The sequence below is a fragment of the Mycobacterium sp. 1274761.0 genome (assembly GCF_001668615.1).
In the GTDB taxonomy this organism is placed as follows: domain Bacteria; phylum Actinomycetota; class Actinomycetes; order Mycobacteriales; family Mycobacteriaceae; genus Mycobacterium.
On sequence record NZ_LZMC01000073.1, the window covers coordinates 52,328 to 70,871 of the forward strand.

The window sequence follows — 18,544 nt, forward strand, 5'->3', positions numbered from 1 at the left end:
AATCGTGAACCCCGTGCTCGTGCGTTTCGGGCGCGGTGCAGGCAGGGTAGTTAGCGCGATGGGCCGACGATGCGGGGTGATGGCGATGTCGAGAGCGGCGAGGTGGCTCGTCGTTGGCGTGGTCGCCTCCCTGATATGCGCCCTCGTCGCCTGCTCGACCGGTGAACGGGTCGACCTCGGTGACGGCTCGTCTGGTCGTCTGGTCGCCGCGATCGCCGGTGAGCCCGACCAACTCGATCCGAACAAGACCAGCGCCTATTTCTCGTTCGAAGTTCTCGAGAACGTGTTCGACACATTGGTCGAACCCGATGCGAACCTGGTGATGCGGCCCGCACTGGCCGAGTCGTGGAACGTCAGCCCCGACCAATTGACATGGACCTTTCATCTACGGCCCGGCGTCACGTTCCACGACGGCACCCCGCTGACCGCCGACGACGTCGTCTATACCTATCGCCGCATCGTCGATGAGGAGCTGTCCAACGTCGACAAGCTCAGCGCCGTCACCGACGTCCACGCCACCGACCCCGCGACCGTCGTCATCCGCCTCAAGCACCCGACACCGAACCTGCTGACCAACCTCGGCGGCTTCAAAGGAATGGCGATCGTGTCGCGACACAACGTCGAAAGCGGCCAGATCGCCACCCACCCGATCGGCACCGGCCCCTTCGCCTTCGAGTCACAGAAGAGCGGTGACTCAATCACCCTGAAGTCGAACCCGCACTACTGGGACGGCCCGCCGAAGGTGTCGGGCGTCGTCTTTCGTTTCATCCCCGAGAAGTCGACCGCGCTGTCGGCCCTGCAGGCCGGTGAAATCGATTGGACCGATTCGATTCCCACTCAGCGCGTCAAGCAACTCGCCGACGACGATTCGATTCATCTCGCGGTCACCCCGAGCAACGACTACTGGTATCTGGCGCTCAACCAGGCCCGTAAGCCGTGGGACGAGGTACGGGTCCGTCAGGCCATCGCCTATGCGATCGACCGCGACGCGATCGTGGCGGCCACCAGCTACGGCACCGCCGCCAAAAATCAACTCGCGATCCCGAAAGGGAGCTTCTGGTACACCGAATACAGCAGGTACCAATACGACATCGAGCAGGCCAAGCGGTTGCTCGCCGAGGCCTCGGCCGGCTCCGCTGCACCGAAGACGATGGACATGCTGGTCACCAACGAGTACCCGGAGACGGTGACCGCGGCCCAGATCATCGCTGACAACCTTGCGCCGCTTGGAATCACGGTGAACATTCGCACGGTCGACTTCGCGACGTGGCTCGACGAACAGAACAGCGGCCATTTCGACATGCTGATGATGGGCTGGCTCGGCAACATCGACCCCGACGACTTCTACTACGCCCAGCACCACACCGACGGCACCAGCAACGCGCAGAAGTTCTCCAACCCGCAAGTCGACCGGCTGCTCGATGCCGGCCGGGTGGAGATCAACCAGGACGCGCGCGCCGACATCTACCGCAAGGCCGCGACGATCATCGCCGACGAGTGCAGCTACATCTATCTGTACAACCCGTCGGTCATTCAAGCGTGGAACACAGCCATGTCGGGCTATGAGGCCCGCCGCGACAAGGCCATCCGGTTCCGCACGGCGGCCATCAGCGAAGGCGGCCGCGCGTGAACTCATCTGCTCCTCGCGTGCGCGTGAACCCGGTAGTGCGCTTCGTGGCCCGTCGCTTGCTGTACTCGGTCGTGGTCATGATCGGAGTGCTGATCGTGGTGTTCATGCTCGTGCACTTGGTGCCGGGCGACCCCGTGCGCATCGCACTTGGGACGCGCTACACCCCACAGGCTTACGAAGCGCTGCGCAGCGCAAGCGGTTTGGACCGGCCCATCGTCGAGCAGTTCTTCGGCTATATCGGATCCGCACTGACCGGTGACCTCGGGGTGAGTTTCCGCAACGGCGATCCCGTCACCGTCACCCTGCTCGAGCGGCTGCCCGCGACCGTGTCGCTTGCCGTCGTTGGAATCATCATCGCCCTCCTCATCGCGCTGCCCGCAGGCATCTGGTCGGCACTGCACGAGGGCCGCCTCAGCGATGCGATCGTGCGTGTCACAAGCCAATTCGGTGTGTCGATTCCCGATTTCTGGATGGGCATTCTGCTGATCGCATTGTTCGCCTCCACGCTGCACTGGCTGCCGACGTCGGGCTACCGGCCATTGTTGCAAGATCCCGGCGGATGGCTGCGGCACATCATTCTGCCCGGGCTGACCGTGGGGCTCGTCGCGGCGGCGATAATGACCCGCTACATCCGGTCGGCCGTATTGGAAGTCGCCGCAATGGGTTACGTGCGCACCGCGCGGTCGAAGGGACTGCCGCCGCGGGTGGTCACTCTGCGGCACACGGTCCGCAACGCCGCGATTCCGGTGCTGACCATCACCGGCATCCAGCTGGCGACCATCCTCGGCGGCGTCATCGTGGTCGAAGTGGTCTTCGCTTGGCCGGGACTCGGGAGGCTGGTGTACAACGCCGTTGCCGCCCGCGACTACCCGGTGATCCAGGGTGCGGTGCTGCTGATCGCCGCGCTGTTTCTGCTCATCAACCTCATCGTGGACCTGCTGTATGCGGTGGTGGACCCGAGGATCCGACTGTCATGACGACCGATACCACCGACGACCGGGCCAGGCTTTCCGCCGTCCGCCTGCTGGCCGGTAACCCGGTCACGGTGGCCAGCGCGGTAGTGCTGGCGCTGGTGGTCATCATTGCGGTGACAGCGCAATGGATCGTGCCGTTCGGCGTCAACGACGTCGACGTGCCGAGCGCGTTACGGCCGCCAAGCGGTGAACACTGGTTCGGCACAGACGAACTCGGCCGCGACGTGTTGTCCCGGGTGCTGGTGGCCGTGCAGGCGTCGACGCGTGTCGCCGTGGTGAGCGTGGCGTTCGCGGTGGTGGTCGGTGTGACGCTCGGTGTGGTCGCCGGCTACCGGGGCGGTTGGCTTGACACCGTTGCCATGCGCGTGGTGGACGTGATGTTCGCCTTTCCTGTGCTGCTGCTCGCGCTGGCCGTGGTAGCCATCCTCGGTCCGGGTCTGACGACCACGATCCTGGCTATCGGCATCGTCTACACGCCGATCTTCGCGCGGGTGGCGCGGGCCAGCACACTCAGCGTGCGGGTGGAGCCGTTCGTTCAGGTGTCGCGCACGATGGGCACCGGCCACCTGTACATGCTCGGGCGGCACATCCTGCCGAACATCGCCGGGCCGTTGATCGTTCAGACGTCGCTTTCACTGGCATTCGCGATCCTGTCGGAGGCCGCCCTGTCATTTCTCGGCCTCGGCATCCAGCCGCCGCAGCCATCGCTGGGCCGGATGATCTTCGACTCCCAGGGATTCGTGACGCTCGCATGGTGGATGGCGGTGTTCCCCGGCGCGGCGATCGTCGTCACCGTGCTGGCGTTCAACCTGTTCGGCGACGGGCTGCGCGACGTGCTGGATCCCAAGCAGCGCACGATGATCGAGGCGCGGAGGCGCAGTGGCTGAGCCCGTCCTGAGCGTGCGCGACCTGCGGGTGCGAATCGGCCGACGTGACATCGTCCGAGGAGTGTCGTTCGATGTCCCGCGGGAGTCGACGTTGGGCATCGTCGGTGAATCCGGGTCGGGTAAGTCGATGACCGTGCTCGCCGCCACGGGGCTGCTCGATGCGCCGGGCGCGGTCGTCAGCGGCTCAAGCATGCTGGACGGTAGTGGGGCGTCGACGCAACTTGTCGGGGCGTCGCAACGCGTGCTGCGTGAGGTGCACGGAGGGCGCGTCGGCTTCGTGTTCCAGGATCCTGGCACCTCGTTGAACCCGCTGCTCACCGTCGAACGTCAGATCACGGAATCGCTTGAGACGCACCGGAACATGACGCGACGGCAGGCGGGCGCGCGTGCATTGAAGTTGATCGAGGCGGTCGGCCTCCCCGACCCCCAGGCGCGGCTGGGATCCTATCCGCATCAGCTCTCGGGCGGACAGCGCCAGCGTGTGATGGTCGCGATCGCATTGTCGTGTGATCCCGAGCTGTTGATCGCCGATGAACCGACCACGTCTCTGGACGTCACCACGCAGGCGCAGATCATCGACCTGGTGCGTGATCTGCAGCGCGACTTCGGCACTGCGGTGGTGTGGATCAGCCACGACCTCGGCGTCATCGGTCAGGTCGCCGACGAGGTCACCGTTCTGCAGGACGGTGAGGCCGTGGAGCAGGCGCCGATCCTCGACGTCTTCGACAGACCGCAGCAGCCCTACACGCGCGAACTTCTCGAATCGCGCCCGCTCATCGGGTCGGCGGCGCCGCCGCCCGCCTCGGACGATGTTCCGGTGCTGCTCGATGTCGCGGGCCTGGATGTGCGCTTCCCCGTCACCACCCCGGTGGGCAGGTCGACGGTGCACGCGGTGAAGGACTTGAGTTTTCGGATACGCCGCGGAACGACGCTGGGCTTGGTCGGCGAATCGGGTTCGGGCAAATCGACGGTCGCGGCCACGCTGACGGGACTCGTGCCACCGGATTCCGGCAGCGCGGTGCTGGACGGCACCGACGTCTTCGATGTGCGCGGAAAGGACGAGAAGAGTTTGCGCAGGCGCATCAGCCTGGTATTCCAGGATCCCTTCTCGTCGCTGAACCCCCGCACCCGCGCGGGAACAGCGATTGCCGAGCCGCTGCGCGTACATCGTCTGGCGCAGGGCAAACGGGCGCGCGAACAGCGAGTGGCCGAACTACTCGAACTCGTCGGCCTGTCAGCGTCATTCGCGTCACGCTATCCCCATGAACTGTCCGGGGGCCAACGCCAGCGCGTCAGCATCGCCCGCGCCCTGGCCACCGAACCCGATCTGCTGATCCTCGACGAATCCACTGCGTCGTTGGATGTCTCGGTGCAGTCGCGCGTGCTCGATCTGCTCGCAGATCTCCAGCGCGATCTGCACCTGACCTATTTGTTCATCGGCCACGATCTGGCGGTCATCCAACGCATGAGCCACGACGTCCTCGTCATGCGCGACGGCGTCGCCGTCGAATATGGGCCTGCGGCAAAGCTCTTCGACAAGCCCCGAAGCGACTACACCCGTGCCCTGTTGGCCGCGATACCGCCGTCGCGGCCGCGGGCGGCTACGTGACCTTCAGCACGGCGCCGATCGCAAGACCCAGCACCAGCAGTGCTCCGGCCTGACGCACGTGCAGGAACGCCAGCGCCGCGTACCACAGCGGCCAGACGGGATAGTTCGGCGGCGGTTCGGCCGGCGGCGGTTGGCGAAACCGCGGCCACACCTTCCACAGTCGCGGCAATGCCAGCACGACCAGCAGCGCGGGCCAGGGCATCGCGTGAAGCGCAACTGCCAGCGCGACGAGAACGTAGAAGCCGACCATCATCGCCAGCGTCGCAACGCGGGCGCGCCGTTCACCGAGAATGACTGGCAGCGTGTGGATGCCGAGCGGTTCGTCGAACGGGATCTTGTCGATGTGCTTGCCCATCAACACCGTCGTGCTCAAAAGACCGTACGGCAGGGACGCCAGGACGATGTCCCAGCCGACGGTGCCGACGGCCGAGTAGTACGTGCCGCACACCATCAACGGGCCCCAGACGACCAGAACGTCGGGCTCGCCGAGACCGTGCTTCTTCAGACGCAGCGGCGGCGCGGTGTAGGCGACGCTCAGCGCGAAACCCGCGAGCGCGAAAGCCAGCACCGGCCAGCCGCGAGCCACGGTGAGGATCACGAGAATCGCGAGGTCGGCTATGTTGACGACGAGGATCGAGACCAGCAGCGTCCGGCGGCTCACCAGCCCCGACAACACCGGATGCGGGGCATACAGAGCACGCGGATAGGTGGAGCTGTCGGTGCCGACCTCGGTGTCGAAGAGGTCGTTCATCAGGTTGTTCGCAATATGGGCGAGCGTGATCCCCACCAGCGCCAGCACCAGCCAGCGCCAATCCAGGCCGGGTTCTCCGATGGCCAGCAGCGCGGCCACCAGCCCCGACACCAAGGTCATGGGCAGCACCGCCGCGCGGGTGACGACTAGCCAGCGGGTGACGGTATCGACGGGCGCGTCGGGCGGCGGGTTGGTGGTGCGTAGGGCGTACGCCCAGGAGGAGACCCTGGAACGGGCCCTTCCGGTACGGGTCACGTCAGGCCGATGTGCCGTTGCGGCAGTCGACCGCATCCGGTCGGTGCAGGGTGGCGGTCCAGCGACCGTGCGCCAGATGAGCGTCCCAGGTCAAGCCGGCGGCGACAACCGCCCGATGAATCCTCATGCTCTCCCCTTGCCCAGACAATGCTGTGTTGACTGCATGCGATGCGCACATTGTCCGATTCAGACCGACCGTAGGTTGCAGATCGGAGAAACATAAGTTCGCTGATGCCTTTACTCGGTCTTGACCGGAGGTTGAATCGGCCCACCGACGATGGCTGAGTGACTACGCTTCTAGCGGTGGAGCTGGGGGTTTTGGGTCCACTCCAGGTCCGGCAGGCCGGTCGACCGGTCGCGATCCCGGGCGCCAAGCCGCGCGCCGTCCTCACGATGCTCGGGCTGCACGACGGGTCGGTCGTATCGGCCGACTCGTTGATCGAACTGCTCTGGAGCGACGACCCCCCACGCACCGCCGCCAAGGCCCTTCAGACACACATCTCTGCTCTTCGTCGCACGCTCGGCGACGGCGTCGTGGTGACGCTGGGAGCGGGATGGGCGCTGGCCGGAGTCGACGTCGATGCCTCACGCTACAAGATCGCCGCGCGTCTCGGCCGCGACGCCGCTGCCGCCGGTGACATCAGTCAAGCGGTGGCCCGATTCGAAGAAGCGCTGTCGCTGTGGCGCGGGACTCCCGAACTGCCCGACGGGCAGCGGGGGGAATCGGAGAAAACCCGGTGGATCGAGACGAATTCGGCACTGGTCGAAGACCGCGCGGACGCCTTGCTGGCGTCCGGCCGCGCCGCGGAGATCATCGGCGAACTCGAAGCCGCCGTGGCCGAGGCCCCGCTGCGCGAGCGGCGGTGGGGCCAGCTGATGCTCGCCCTGTACCGGGCAGGCAGACAGGGCGAGGCGCTGGGCGCCTACCAACGGGCGAGGTCGCTGCTGGCCAAGCAGTTGGGCGTCGACCCCGGCCCGGAGCTTCGGCGCCTCGAGGCCGCCATCGTGGCCCAGGACTCCGCGCTGGATATGCCTGTGGCACAACAGGCCTCGAGCATCACCCGCGCGGTCACCTTCCTCCTGACCGACATCGAGGGGTCGACGGCCGCGTGGGAGGCCGACGCCGAGGCCATGGCGGTGGCCCTCGCCCGACACGACGAACTCGTCGAACAGGTGGTGACGTCGCGCGGCGGTCGGCTGGTCAAGACGCGAGGTGAGGGCGACGCCACGTTCTCGGTGTTCGAGCGGCCGTCGGCGGCCGCGGCAGCGGCTATCGAACTGCAGGATGCGATGGACCATGAGCCGTGGGAGCTGCAGACGCCCCTCCGGATTCGGGTGGCGCTGCACACCGGTGAAGTGGAACTGCGCGACGGTGACTATTTCGGCCGGGCCGTCAACCGTGCCGCACGGCTGCGTTCGTTGGCATCCGGCGGCCAGATCCTGTGTTCGGGCGCCACCGCCGAACTCGTCATCGATTCGCTTCCCGACGACGTAGTTCTCGCCGATCTCGGTATGCGTCAACTGCGTAACTTGACCCGTCCAGAGCACGTGTTCGAACTCCGGCTGCACACCGACGACGATCCGCAGGACGTGTCGATCGACGAACCCGTGAGCCGGCCGGAGCTTCCGGCCGTCCTGACCAATACCGGGCCGTTCGTCGGCCGTGGTCGTGAACTCGCACGGCTGCTGGGAGCATGGCAGGCGGCGCTCGGCGGCGGGATGAGCGCGGTGCTGATCGCCGGTGAACCGGGCGTGGGAAAGACGCGCTTGGCGGCGGAGTGGTCGTTGCAGGCGTACGAGCAAGGAGCATTCGTGCTCTACGGCCGATGCGACGAGGATCTCGGGGCGCCGTATCAGCCGTTCGCCGAGGCGCTGCGGTCGCTGGTGCCCTGCCTCGGCGAGGGCCGCCTGCGTGGACTCCGTGGCCTTGAGTCGCTACTCGCCCTCGTACCCGGGTTGACCGATATCCTGCCCGATCTCTCGGCGCCGACGCGCGCGGATCCCGACACCGAGCGTTATGCGCTGTTCGACGCTGTGGTGGCGGTGCTGGAACTGGCCTCGGCGAGCGCGCCGATCGTGCTGATCATCGACGACCTGCACTGGGCGGCCAAACCGACGCTGCTGCTTTTGCGTCATCTCCTGCGCTTCGGCGAGCGCGCCCGCGTCCAGGTGATCGGCACGTACCGCAGCACCGACCTGGACCGCTCCCATCCCCTGGCCGCGATGCTCGCCGACCTGCACCGCGACGGGACCGCCGAACGGCTGGCACTGAGCGGACTTGATGAAGACGACGTGACGGCCTATGTCGCCGAAGCGGGTTACGACGACGAGGATCTCGCCCGAGCGTTAGCGTCGGTCACCGGCGGCAACCCGTTCTTCCTCATCGAGGCCCTGCGCCATGTCGATGAAAGCGGCGGTGTCTGGGATCAGAGCACGTTGCCCCAGGGTGTTCGAGAAGCGGTGTCCCGCCGCCTGTCCCGGCTTCCGGCGGAGACGAACAAGGCGCTGGCTGCCGCTGCGGTCGTCGGGAGCCGGTTCGACGTCGAACTCGTCGAGCGCGTTGTCGATCAGGATCTCGTGGACGCGTTCGACGAGGCATGCAAGGCCGGGATCGTCATCGAAGAGCCTGGCGGTCGCTACCGGTTCAACCACGCACTGGTTCGGCAGTCGTTGCTCGCCGAGCTGCCGTCGGTGCGACGCATGCGGCTGCACCAGCGCATCGCGGCGACGTTGGAGAACCAGCCAGGCGCCGACGATGAACTGCTCGCAGACCTGGCGCACCACTACTTCGAATGTGCCTGGGCCGGAAACGCGGCCAAGGCCGTCGAGTACTGCCGACGTGCCGCAGACCAGGCGATGGCTCGGCTGGCCTACGAAGGCGCTGCCGACCTGTACGACCACGCTCTGCACGCGCTGGAGGAACTCGACGACGAGCTACCCGACCGTGACGATCAGATTGCCGAGTTGCTGGTCGCTCGATGCGAGGCGCTGCTGGCCGCGGGTGACATGACCTCGGCGACAGACGCGGTGGCGCAATTGCAGAGCGCGACAAGCGATTCGCCCCGCCTCGCGGCGTGGGCGGCCTGTTTTGACGGACAACTGTCGATGCTCACTCATCCCGAGCGGCTGGATGCCATCGAATCGGCGGTTTCCGCTGCGGCGGAACAGCTGGCTGCGCTCGAAGACGCCGCCGGAGAAGCCAAGGCGCACACCGTGCGTGCCGGCTGCTTGGCGCGATTGGGACGCATCGGCGACGCCGAGATAGCACTCGACCATGCGCTCACCGCGGCCCGTCGCGCACGTGAGCACCGCAGGGTCAACGCGGTGTTGGCGAATGCTCCCCTGGCGGCACTGTGGGGCCCGAATCCGGTGCCGCGCGCCGGCGGCCGGTGTCTCGACGTGGTGCGCTTGCTGCGGATCACCACGGATTCGCCTGCGGTGGAGGCGACGTCGACGCGGTGCCAGGCGGTGTTGGAGGCCTTCCGGGGACGGGCGGCTGCGGCCCGCCGGATGATCGACTCTGCCCGTCGCACGGTCACCGAACTGGGGCTGCGGCATGCACTGCTGGAGGTCGAGCAGTTTGCGGGCATCGTCGAACTCGTTGTCGGCGATCCTGCCGCCGCTGAGCCGCATCTGCGCAAGGCCTACACCGGATTTCGTCGATTAGGACTCGATGCCGACACCGCCGAGACGGCGGCGCTCCTGGGCCGGGCGTGTCTGGCGCTCGACCGGGCCGACGAGGCCGAGAAGTTATGTGCCGAAAGTGAGCGCCTGGCCGGTCACGCGCTGAAGCCATCGATCGCGTGGCGCACGCTTCGGGCGCATTTGCTGTCGTGCCGCGGTGAGCATGACGAAGCGCGTCACCTCGCTGAGGCCGCTGTCGGCTTGGCCGAACGGACCGACCTGCTGGTCGATCACGGCGACGCATGCCTCGCGCTGGCGGTGGTGCTGCGTGCCGCGGGTGCCGATTCTGGGGCTCGCGCCGCTGCGGAACGGGCCGCGGAACTATACGAGCAGAAAGACGCTGCGGCACTTGCTGAAAAGGCACACGCAGTTCTGGGACAGCCGGTTGCTGCAGCGCCAGAGGCGGTTCCCGAAGGGACTCAGGCTGAGCCCTGGAATGAATGTGTCCGGGTGATCCGATGCGCGCAAGATGCACTCGACCGCGAGGCATGGAATGAACTCGCGGAGCTCTTCGGCACCGACGCGGCAATCGAAAGCCGCCGGAAGATCGTCCACTTCACCCAGCAAGACATCACGGCCGCGAATTTTCCACTGATAACGAGGCTTCTTCACGAGGCTGACGGCATGCGCGTCCACATCACGGTTGTCGCCGTGCGAGGCGAGCACCTGGCTCTCACCCGAATGTGGCTGGTGACCGCTGACGCGAGCCCGGACGCACCGCGCGATGAACTGCTCCATCTGTTCGGAATCGACACGGACGGTCGCATCACACTGCAGATCTCGTTCGACACTGACGATCTCGCTGCGGCGATGGCCGAACTTGACGCGCAGCATGCACGATTCGAGCAATCCATCCAGCAACCACGGCCGCTTGAGAACGCGGCCAGTCGAGTGCTTGGTGACTATCTGTCGCACTTTGCGACACGCGATTGGGATGCCATGGCAGCAGCTCTGGCTGACGACTTCGCAGCCGATGATCGTCGCCGGGTGATAAATGCCGGCATCCGACGCGGCCGCGATAACGAGATAACGAATGTACGAGCGATTGCACAGCTCGGCTGCGAGGAGATCACGTCCACGCCCATCGCGACTCGCGGGGAGCATCTTGTACTGGCTCGCCACTTGTTCGCGCACCCCGAATGGCACGACCCATTCCGGAACGAAGTGATCGACGTCGTCGAGATCGATACCGACAACCGGATCATTGCCGAGGTCGCTTTCGACGCCGACGATCTCACCTCTGCCTTCGCGGAGCTCGACGCTCGGTATGTCGCTGGCGAAGCAGCGCCCTACGCCCACGTGTGGCAGGACGCGGTAACCAGTCTCGCCGAGGTCAACCGGCACGAGCGAGGGCGAATGGTCGACAGTATCGATTACTCCGACCGCCGGCGAGTGCCCTTCGCGCCAGGCGACTTTCAGAGGGCCGCAGAACAACTGTGGACGATGGTGCCCGATGCCCGCTACCGGGTCACGGCGGTGCACGCCCTCGATGAACGAGCGACCGTAGCCAGCCTTCTGATCGAAGGGACCGATACGCAGGGGAACACGCTGCAGTGGCCTCGCTGCGTGTTGTATACCGCTGCCCCACAGCGTATGGAGGTCTACGAAGCCGACGATGTAGATACCGCTCTCGCGCGGTTCGAGGAATTGCGCCGGCCACAACGTCGGCTGGAAAACGCGGCGAGCCGGACATATCAACGCGTCAACGACTACTTCGCGGCCAGAGACTGGCCCGCCATGGCCGAGGCTCTCATTCCCGACATATGCGACGACGATCGGCGTCGCGGCGCGAACCACGGCGTCCAGTATGGCCGCGACTTTGTACTCGCGAATTCACAGACCGCCGCCACCCTTGGCGCGACGCATATCGCTGTGGACGTCCTCGCGACACGCGGTGACCGACTCGCGCTGTGTCGCGTGTGCCACTTCGGCGATAGCCAACGGCCCGCGGAATTTCACATGGAGTCACTCGGAGTCGTTGAGGTCAACACCGACGGACGGGTTGTGACGCATGTTGCATTCAGTGTTGCCGACCTAGATGCGGCTCTCGAAGAACTCGACGCCCGCTACCTCGCTGGAGAAGCGGCACCCCATGCGCGTGTGTGGTCGGCGGTCATAGATGGTCACGCCGCCTTCAATCGTCACGAGTTTCCAGATGCAATACCGGATCTGGTTGACCACCGACCGCTCGTGGCGGTCGGCCCGGGTGACCCAGCGGCAAAGATCCGCCAGATGTGGGACTTCACCCCGGATCTGAAATTGTATGTGGAAGCGGTTCATCGGTTGAATGAGCGAGGTGCCGTCCTCACTCAGGCCTCCCATGGCACGTCGCAGTCGGGTTTCGAGGCTGAATGGCGGGTCGTCGAGCTGGTGACGGTCGATGACGCATCAGTTACACGCGCCGAATTGTTCGACGAAGCGGATCTCGACTCTGCCGTCTCACGATTCGAGGAGCTCAATAACTCTGTCCCTCGTCTGCGAAATACGGCGACCAAAGTGGTGGAACGCTTTTGGAGCTGTTTCGCTGCGATCGACGTAACTGCGACAAGCGCCCTGTTGGCCGACGATGTCTTCAATGCCGACCATCGTCCTATGGTGAACTCCGGGGTTCGTCGCGGTCGGGAAGCGATCTTGAAGGATATCTATGTGAGCGCGCGTTTCGGTACACGCATCACACCTTTCATCATCGCCACCCGCGGCGACCGTCTCGCCCTCATCCAAACCCGGTATACAGGCAAAGACCAAGGACCCCGTGCCTTCGCGATCGAAACCCTCAACGTCTTCGAGGTCGATACCGACGAGAAAATCACGGCACTCCTCACCTACGAGGTCGATGACCTCGACGCCGCATTTGACGATCTCGAGGCACGCTATCTCGCGGGCGAAGCAGCACCGCACGCGCGCACTTGGTCAGTGATCGCAAAAGCGTGCGCGGGACTCATCGAATCCGTGCATCGGCTGAACGATGCTGGAGCGGTTTTTACCCGCTTCGAAGCCGAGCGGCGGGCGCTAGACATCACGATGGTCGACGGTGACGCCGTTAGCGGCATCGAATTGTTCGACGAGGCAGAACTGGATGCCGCGCTCGCGAAGTTCGACGAGCTCTGCCGCCAGTCGTCACTCGAGAATCGGGCCAGCCGCGTCGCAGAACGCCTGTACGCCTGCTTTGCAGCGCGTGACTGGGACGGCCTCGGTGACACCCTGGCGGAAGACATTTGCCTGGACGACCGACGCAAGGTGATCGGGTCAGGCATTCGACGCGGGCGAGAGCTGAATGTTGCAGACCTCCGCGTCGTGGCAGACCTTGGCGCGCGAAGTATTTCACAGGTAGTACTCGCGACCCGTGGGGAACGCCTGGTGCTCGGTCGGGTCCATTTCGTCATCAACGGCCAGGACATTTACGAGAATTTTCACACCCATGCCCTGCGCGTCTTCGAAATAGACGACGACAACAGAATTGCAGCGGTGGCCATGTTCGACCCTGACGACGTCGACGCCGCCCTTACAGAACTCGACGCCCGATTCCTCGCCGGCGAGGCTGCCCCTTATGCAAGGACGTGGGAGGTGATCACAGATACGTATGCAGCTGTAAGCCGACGTGAACTTCCGCTGACCACAAAGGATTTCACGAACGTAGACCATCGTCGCGTCACCGCGCATGCACCCGGAGATCTCGTCGGCTATGTCCGTGCCGCCTGGGCACTGGAAGATGCTCTTGAGACCTACATCGAGATGGTGCACCGCCTGAGCCACGTAGGGGCTGTTGTCACCTGGAGGGCAGAGGGCACGTCACGTGACGGCTTCGATGCCGAGTGGCGGGGGGTCGGCATTCTGACGGTCAGCGGCGAGAAGGTCAGCCGTTGCGAAATCTTCGACGAAGTCGACCTCGACAAGGCAATAGCGAGATTCGACGAACTGAGCCGACCGGCACAGCTCGACAACGCGGCGACGCGAATATTCGAACGATTAGCTGATGCCTATAACCGGCGCGACCTCAAATCCTTTGTATCCCTTGCAACCCCGTCCAGCATCACACATGACCGGCGGTATGGACTTAACACCGTTGAGACGGGCTTAGCTGGACGACAGAATCTGCAAGCCATATTCGAGGTGTCGCCGTACAGCCTTAGATTGCAATATCGGCCCATTGCGACACGCGGATCGCGTCTGTCTTTGGTCGACGTTCACTGGGTTGACAGTGATGATCCCAAGCGGCCGATCACCATCGAGGTGTTGACGGTCATGGAAGTCAGCGACAACGGGCTGATGCAGACGACGGTGAGTTTCGATCCTGCCGACCTCGACGCCGCCTTCGCAGAACTCGACGCCCGATACCTCGCCGGGGAAGCCGCGGCCCATTCAACGATGTGGTCGCTTATCGCGCGGTTTTACGCGGCGCACAATAGAGGCGATATATCCGGTGCGTCGGATTGGACGACCATTGACCATCGGGTACGCGAGACGTTCCAAGCAGCGGACCTGACCGCCTACATCCGCAGCGCATGGCAACTGACCCCGGACGTCAAAATGCGCGTCGAGTCGGTGCACCGGTTAAGCAACACGGCAGCCCTCTTCACCCACGTGGCTTACGGAACCACTGCGGACTGCTTTGAAGCCGAGTGGCGGATGATCGTCCTCGTTGCCGTCGGGGTCGACGCGCAGAACCACTGCGAACTCTTCGAAGAAGCTGACCTTGAAGCAGCAGTCGCCGCGTTCGACGGGTTGACTCTGCGCTGACCGCGGCCGCCACTCGTACTTTTGCGCCAACGACGCAGAGTCAACGCCTAGACATGGCCCGCATTCGGTGGGCTCGTAGTCAGGTAGGGGTTGTAGATCGTCGTCGTTGTCGTCGGGGTGTCGGTCTCAGCGTCATCATCGGTCGGTGTCTGGCTGGTCGTCGACGACGGCGGCGGTGGCGGGGGCGGCAGGATCGCCTCACTGGTTTGCACACTCGGTCGGGTGTAACTCGTCGTGGTCGTCGACGAGGGCGTCCACGTCTCCGCTCCGCTAGAGGTGGCCGGTGCCGGCACTGAAACCGGCGGCACTACCGAGTCCTCCGCGGTCCTGACGACGGCGAAGATCAACACGAGAACCAGAACAACCGCTGAAGCGCCCGCCGCGAAGATCACGGCGGGTCGCTCGAACCACGACTTCAGGTCCTCTTCGTCAAGCGGCACGCCGGGATCCTAGTCATGGCGGGTTAATTCACAGACCCGGCAAGCAGATGGGTGACCCCGCCGCACGTATTCGCCGAGGAAGGATCTCCCTCGAGAATGTGCGCGCCCACGGGATGCCGCCCTCGGTGCCGGGATGTCAGTGGGCGGTTGCGCTGGTGTTCGCCGTGTTGACGGTCTGGGTGGTAGCCACCTGGCAGGTGACCCGTCGGCGGGTCGCGCGGCTGGCGGCAGCTGTCAGCGACCGGCAAGCACGCTGACGATTGGGGCGCTTAGGTAACGCTCCTGCATCGACCTATGCCACGTCCTGCGTGCCGTTACCTCGTTACGGGTAGTCGCGCGATAGGAAGGACGCGATATGACTATGCTTGCGAAAACCACTGCTCTGTTGGTGGCGTCAGCCAGCGCGATCCTCGGTGCGCCCGGCGCCGCCGCCTCACCCGAGAGCGACTACTGCACAAGCATGGCTGCCATCGGCTTTACCGGTAACTGTGCGACCTACACGACCCTCGCCCGCGATGTATGCGCTCAATTCGACCATGGGGCCGATTCGGCGACCGTTGCAGAAAAGTTGGACCTCGCAACCAAGGATCAGAAGCTCTCGAACTACATCGTGGCCGGCGCCCCGCTGTATTTCTGCCCGAACCACGCCGACAAGGTGTGATACGCCGACGCTTCTGAAAATCTTGTAGCTGACGGCCGGGGCGATCGCGTATCCGTACGTGTTCATACCGTTGCTGATGTAGACCGCCGTGGTCCTGTTCGTCATGGAATTTACGCGGATCAGAAGACAGCGGATGCGGACAGAACGCCGGCCGCGGCTGAGGAATTAGAAGCCTCCCGACACAATGTCACGTTGAGAACCTCGTCGAGGCTATATATGCACGGTGACGCTCTCAGACTGACATTGTGGTTCGGACGGTCAGCTCGAGCGCCAGCCGTCGCAGCCCCCAGTACGGCGAAACGCTGTCAGGCATCACCCGACATAGAACTATCAGCCCTGCGATCATTCGCTTCGAGTCTGTCTCCAGGTCGGTGTATCGCCATGTGGCGTTTTCGGCATCGCCGGAATGTCGGCATTAAGCTGAAAGTTCGTATGGCCTCGTCCATCAACGCCGAGTCGAATTCGCGGTGACCGACACTGCCTCGCAGCGCCAGCCGCTGTACCTGTTCGCCGACAGCCAGTTGTTGTTCTGGAAGCGGCGGGGCCGCCTCCTCCTCGAAGCGGCCGTCGCCAAGCTGCCGCCGGGTCCGCAGGTGGCCGCCGCATACATCGGGGCGTCCAACCAGGACCGCCCCGAGTTCTACGACCTCTGCAAGTCGGCGCTGGACGCCGCTGGGATAACCGATCACCGCATGGTCCGGGCCTCCCTCACGTCAGCCGACCGCGACTTCCTCGACCGAGCGCGGCTGATCGTCCTCGCCGGTGGCGACGTGCGCGTCGGCTGGGAGACCTTCACGGCGACCGGCATGGACCGTCTGATCTCGAGGCGGTATGCCGAAGGAGCCATTCTCATCGGCGTCTCAGCCGGGGCGGTCCAGTTGGGCACGTGCGCGCTCGTGGAAGCGGCTGGTGGCGCGTCGGAGATGGTCGAGACGTTCGCCCTGTCGTCGATGGTCATCGATGTTCATGACGAGCCGGCCGGGTGGACGCGGCTGTCGCGCACGATCCGTGCGCTCGGCGGCACCACCACGGGCCTCGCGATCCCCTCCGGAGGCGGTGTGATCGTTGGTGCAGACGGCCACCTCGAGGCTCTTCGACGTCCCGCCCACCTGTATCGGTTCGACGGCACTCGGCTGACGCGTACGCCGCTGACCCCTGCTGAGCGCTACTGAGTCTTCGATTTCGAGACTGCCGGGCGACACTGCTGTCGGGAAACGTCCGTTAATGCCACCGACACGCGGCGACGTCGGTAACAATGAGTGAGACGTCTCCTGAGGGGATGCGATTGTGGGGTCTTCGCGAATCGCCTTGCACTGGCCGGACCGCCGCTTGTGGACCGCGCGGTTGATCTCCGTCCGAGCGACCATTCTCGACGTCGCCGATCGGCAACCGTGGGTCGCGGCGGTGTTCGCAGTGCCCTTGACCATCATCGCCCTGGCTGGCGTGATCACCCATCCCAACGTATTCATGCCGTTGCTGGTGCTGGCCGCTGCAGCGCTCATCGGCGTCGAGTTCTACGTTGACCAGCAGCAAGCACATGATCTCCAGGCCCACAGGGGTGTCGGCGCCCGCAATCGGCACCGGCCGTCGCACACCGGGCCGACGAGGAAGCACGCCAAGCCCGACATGAAGCAGATGGAAGCAGAAGCGCGCGCACGGGTGGAAGCCGCCGAAGCCCAAGCGCTGGCCGTGGAAACACGGGCGCGGGCAGAGGCTACCGAGGCACAAGCCTTGGCTGCCGAAGCCGAAGCGCTCGCCGCCGAAGCCGAAGCGCTCGCCGCCGAGGCGCAAGCCCAGGCGAAAGCCGCCGAAGCACAAGCCCTTGCCGCCGAGCCCGAAGCGCTCGCCGCCGAAGCGCGCGCGCAGGCAGAAGCCGCCGAAGTGCAATCTCTCGCCGCAGAGGTGAAGGCTTGGTCGCGCGCGCGGACCGAGGCCGCCGAAACGGAAGCACGCGCCGCCGAGGCCAGAAAGCAGGCGCAAGCTGCGGCAGAGCAAGCCCGCGCCGCTTTGGTGTGGGCGCAAGCCGAAGCGGCTGAAGCACAAGTTCGCGCCGCCGAGGCCAGAAAGCAGGTCGAGGAGGCAGAGGCGCAAGCCCGCGCCGCCGAAGCATGGGCGCAAGCCGAAGCCGCCGAAGCCGAGGCCCGCGCAGCCGAGGCGAGAGCATGGGCGCGCGCCCAGGCAGAAGCCGCCCAGACCGAGGCCCGCGCAGCGAGAGCCGGCAAGCAGGCTGAAGCCGCCGAAGCGCAAGCCCGGGCCGCTGAGGTGTGGGCCGGGGCGAAAGCCGCCGAGGCCCTAGCGCTGGCCGAGGAAGCGCGCGCTCGGGCCAATCAGCTGCGACTTCAAGCGGAAGCCAAGACCAATCGCTTGCCCCGCGTGGAATGACGTCGAGCCGGCCTGAGAGGCAAGACACTCCAGCGGCGGGCGCCTCCACCCAACCCGGCAAGGCCTTCGGACACGTTTCGACAATTGACCGGTCGAGGAGTGCTGCTCGAGAAACGGTGGATAGAAAACGCTGACCGCTGCTGTATTGCTAGCCCCGCCAGCCGCGGGAAACCCTGATAATGACGGCTACTTGAGCATCCTGCGCCGTGCCGGTTTGAAGGGGTCGGATGCGACGCTCATAACGTTCGGCAAGAGCGTGTGCAGCCAATTCCACGCGGGCTCAGGATTCGACACAGTCGCGGCGTCCATCTACAAAAACACGAATTACCAAGCCCTTCAGGCAGGCATGATCGTCGAAGCGTCAACGCACTATCTATGTCCTGATGTTTACGACCTACCCGCCGCCTCGTGAGGACGGGTCCGGAAACACGGTGGTTATAGGCGAGGCGCAGCGGGGCTTCCTTCGCCGAGACGGCGGTCGCCGGTTACCCGCAAGAGAAGAAACACCTCCGACGAGGATTGCCATACCAAGAC

The 18,544-nt window shown here is 65.0% G+C and carries 13 protein-coding genes; 10 read left to right on the forward strand and 3 right to left on the reverse strand.

The window, feature by feature from the left end; translation table 11 throughout:
* Positions 1–85: 85 nt before the first annotated feature.
* The 4 genes from A5651_RS15500 to A5651_RS15515 are packed head-to-tail and all read left to right on the forward strand — an operon-like array spanning position 86 to position 5,100.
* The gene (locus A5651_RS15500) at positions 86–1,630 is read left to right on the forward strand and encodes an ABC transporter substrate-binding protein (RefSeq protein WP_066982525.1); all 1,545 of its coding nucleotides are present in this window, start codon (positions 86–88) and stop codon (positions 1,628–1,630) included.
* A 35-nt stretch (positions 1,631–1,665) separates the two neighbouring features.
* Positions 1,666–2,607 carry an ABC transporter permease gene (locus A5651_RS15505; protein WP_255361822.1) on the forward strand — a complete coding sequence of 314 codons (942 nt, stop codon included), beginning with the start codon at positions 1,666–1,668 and terminating at the stop codon, positions 2,605–2,607.
* A complete protein-coding gene (locus tag A5651_RS15510; RefSeq protein WP_066982348.1) occupies positions 2,604–3,491 on the forward strand; it encodes an ABC transporter permease in 888 nt (295 codons plus the stop codon). The genes A5651_RS15505 and A5651_RS15510 overlap by 4 nt, the downstream gene beginning before the upstream one ends.
* Positions 3,484–5,100: an ABC transporter ATP-binding protein gene (locus A5651_RS15515; RefSeq protein ID WP_066982352.1), complete on the forward strand. Its 1,617-nt coding sequence runs from the start codon at positions 3,484–3,486 to the stop codon at positions 5,098–5,100. Before A5651_RS15510 ends, A5651_RS15515 begins: the two co-directional genes overlap by 8 nt.
* On the opposite strand, the gene A5651_RS15520 is transcribed toward A5651_RS15515, so the two are convergent.
* Both A5651_RS15520 and A5651_RS26255 read right to left on the reverse strand, forming a co-directional pair.
* Positions 5,093–6,142: a prenyltransferase gene (locus tag A5651_RS15520; protein WP_156662950.1), complete on the reverse strand. Its 1,050-nt coding sequence runs from the start codon at positions 6,140–6,142 to the stop codon at positions 5,093–5,095. The two genes, A5651_RS15515 and A5651_RS15520, sit on opposite strands and share 8 nt — an antisense overlap.
* Positions 6,108–6,233, reverse strand: coding sequence for a hypothetical protein (locus A5651_RS26255; protein ID WP_255361818.1), 126 nt, complete (start codon positions 6,231–6,233; stop codon positions 6,108–6,110). The genes A5651_RS15520 and A5651_RS26255 overlap by 35 nt, the downstream gene beginning before the upstream one ends.
* Before the next feature lie 176 nt (positions 6,234–6,409).
* Here A5651_RS26255 and A5651_RS15525 point away from each other — a divergent pair, with 176 nt between their 5' ends.
* Complete coding sequence (locus A5651_RS15525; protein ID WP_066982357.1) at positions 6,410–14,527, forward strand: BTAD domain-containing putative transcriptional regulator; 8,118 nt, start codon at positions 6,410–6,412, stop codon at positions 14,525–14,527.
* Positions 14,528–14,574: 47 nt separating this feature from the next.
* Here the strand turns inward: A5651_RS15525 and A5651_RS15530 are convergent, their stop codons facing one another.
* Positions 14,575–14,967 (reverse strand): hypothetical protein, encoded by a 393-nt coding sequence (locus tag A5651_RS15530; protein ID WP_066982360.1) that lies wholly within the window; start codon positions 14,965–14,967, stop codon positions 14,575–14,577.
* A gap of 47 nt (positions 14,968–15,014) precedes the next feature.
* Here A5651_RS15530 and A5651_RS25440 point away from each other — a divergent pair, with 47 nt between their 5' ends.
* The 5 genes from A5651_RS25440 to A5651_RS24970 all read left to right on the forward strand — a co-directional run bounded on the left by A5651_RS25440 (position 15,015) and on the right by A5651_RS24970 (position 18,422).
* Entirely contained in the window at positions 15,015–15,224 is a 210-nt protein-coding gene (locus tag A5651_RS25440; RefSeq protein ID WP_156662952.1) for a hypothetical protein, read from the forward strand.
* A gap of 98 nt (positions 15,225–15,322) precedes the next feature.
* Positions 15,323–15,628 carry a DUF732 domain-containing protein gene (locus tag A5651_RS15535; RefSeq protein ID WP_066982363.1) on the forward strand — a complete coding sequence of 102 codons (306 nt, stop codon included), beginning with the start codon at positions 15,323–15,325 and terminating at the stop codon, positions 15,626–15,628.
* A 467-nt stretch (positions 15,629–16,095) separates the two neighbouring features.
* Positions 16,096–16,800 (forward strand): Type 1 glutamine amidotransferase-like domain-containing protein, encoded by a 705-nt coding sequence (locus A5651_RS15540; protein WP_066982366.1) that lies wholly within the window; start codon positions 16,096–16,098, stop codon positions 16,798–16,800.
* Positions 16,801–16,915: 115 nt separating this feature from the next.
* The gene (locus A5651_RS15545) at positions 16,916–18,010 is read left to right on the forward strand and encodes a hypothetical protein (RefSeq protein WP_156662954.1); all 1,095 of its coding nucleotides are present in this window, start codon (positions 16,916–16,918) and stop codon (positions 18,008–18,010) included.
* Between the two features lie 190 nt (positions 18,011–18,200).
* Positions 18,201–18,422 carry a DUF732 domain-containing protein gene (locus A5651_RS24970; protein WP_231988700.1) on the forward strand — a complete coding sequence of 74 codons (222 nt, stop codon included), beginning with the start codon at positions 18,201–18,203 and terminating at the stop codon, positions 18,420–18,422.
* Positions 18,423–18,544: the final 122 nt, after the last annotated feature.

Bases quoted from the DNA above. Each gene is read 5' to 3' on its own strand.
- A5651_RS15520 (WP_156662950.1), bottom strand. From the start codon at position 6,142: ATGCGGTCGACTGCCGCAACGGCACATCGGCCTGACGTGACCCGTACC.
- A5651_RS15535 (WP_066982363.1), top strand. From the start codon at position 15,323: ATGACTATGCTTGCGAAAACCACTGCTCTGTTGGTGGCGTCAGCCAGC.
- A5651_RS25440 (WP_156662952.1), top strand. From the start codon at position 15,015: ATGGGTGACCCCGCCGCACGTATTCGCCGAGGAAGGATCTCCCTCGAG.
- A5651_RS15510 (WP_066982348.1), top strand. From the start codon at position 2,604: ATGACGACCGATACCACCGACGACCGGGCCAGGCTTTCCGCCGTCCGC.
- A5651_RS15500 (WP_066982525.1), top strand. From the start codon at position 86: ATGTCGAGAGCGGCGAGGTGGCTCGTCGTTGGCGTGGTCGCCTCCCTG.
- A5651_RS26255 (WP_255361818.1), bottom strand. From the start codon at position 6,233: ATGAGGATTCATCGGGCGGTTGTCGCCGCCGGCTTGACCTGGGACGCT.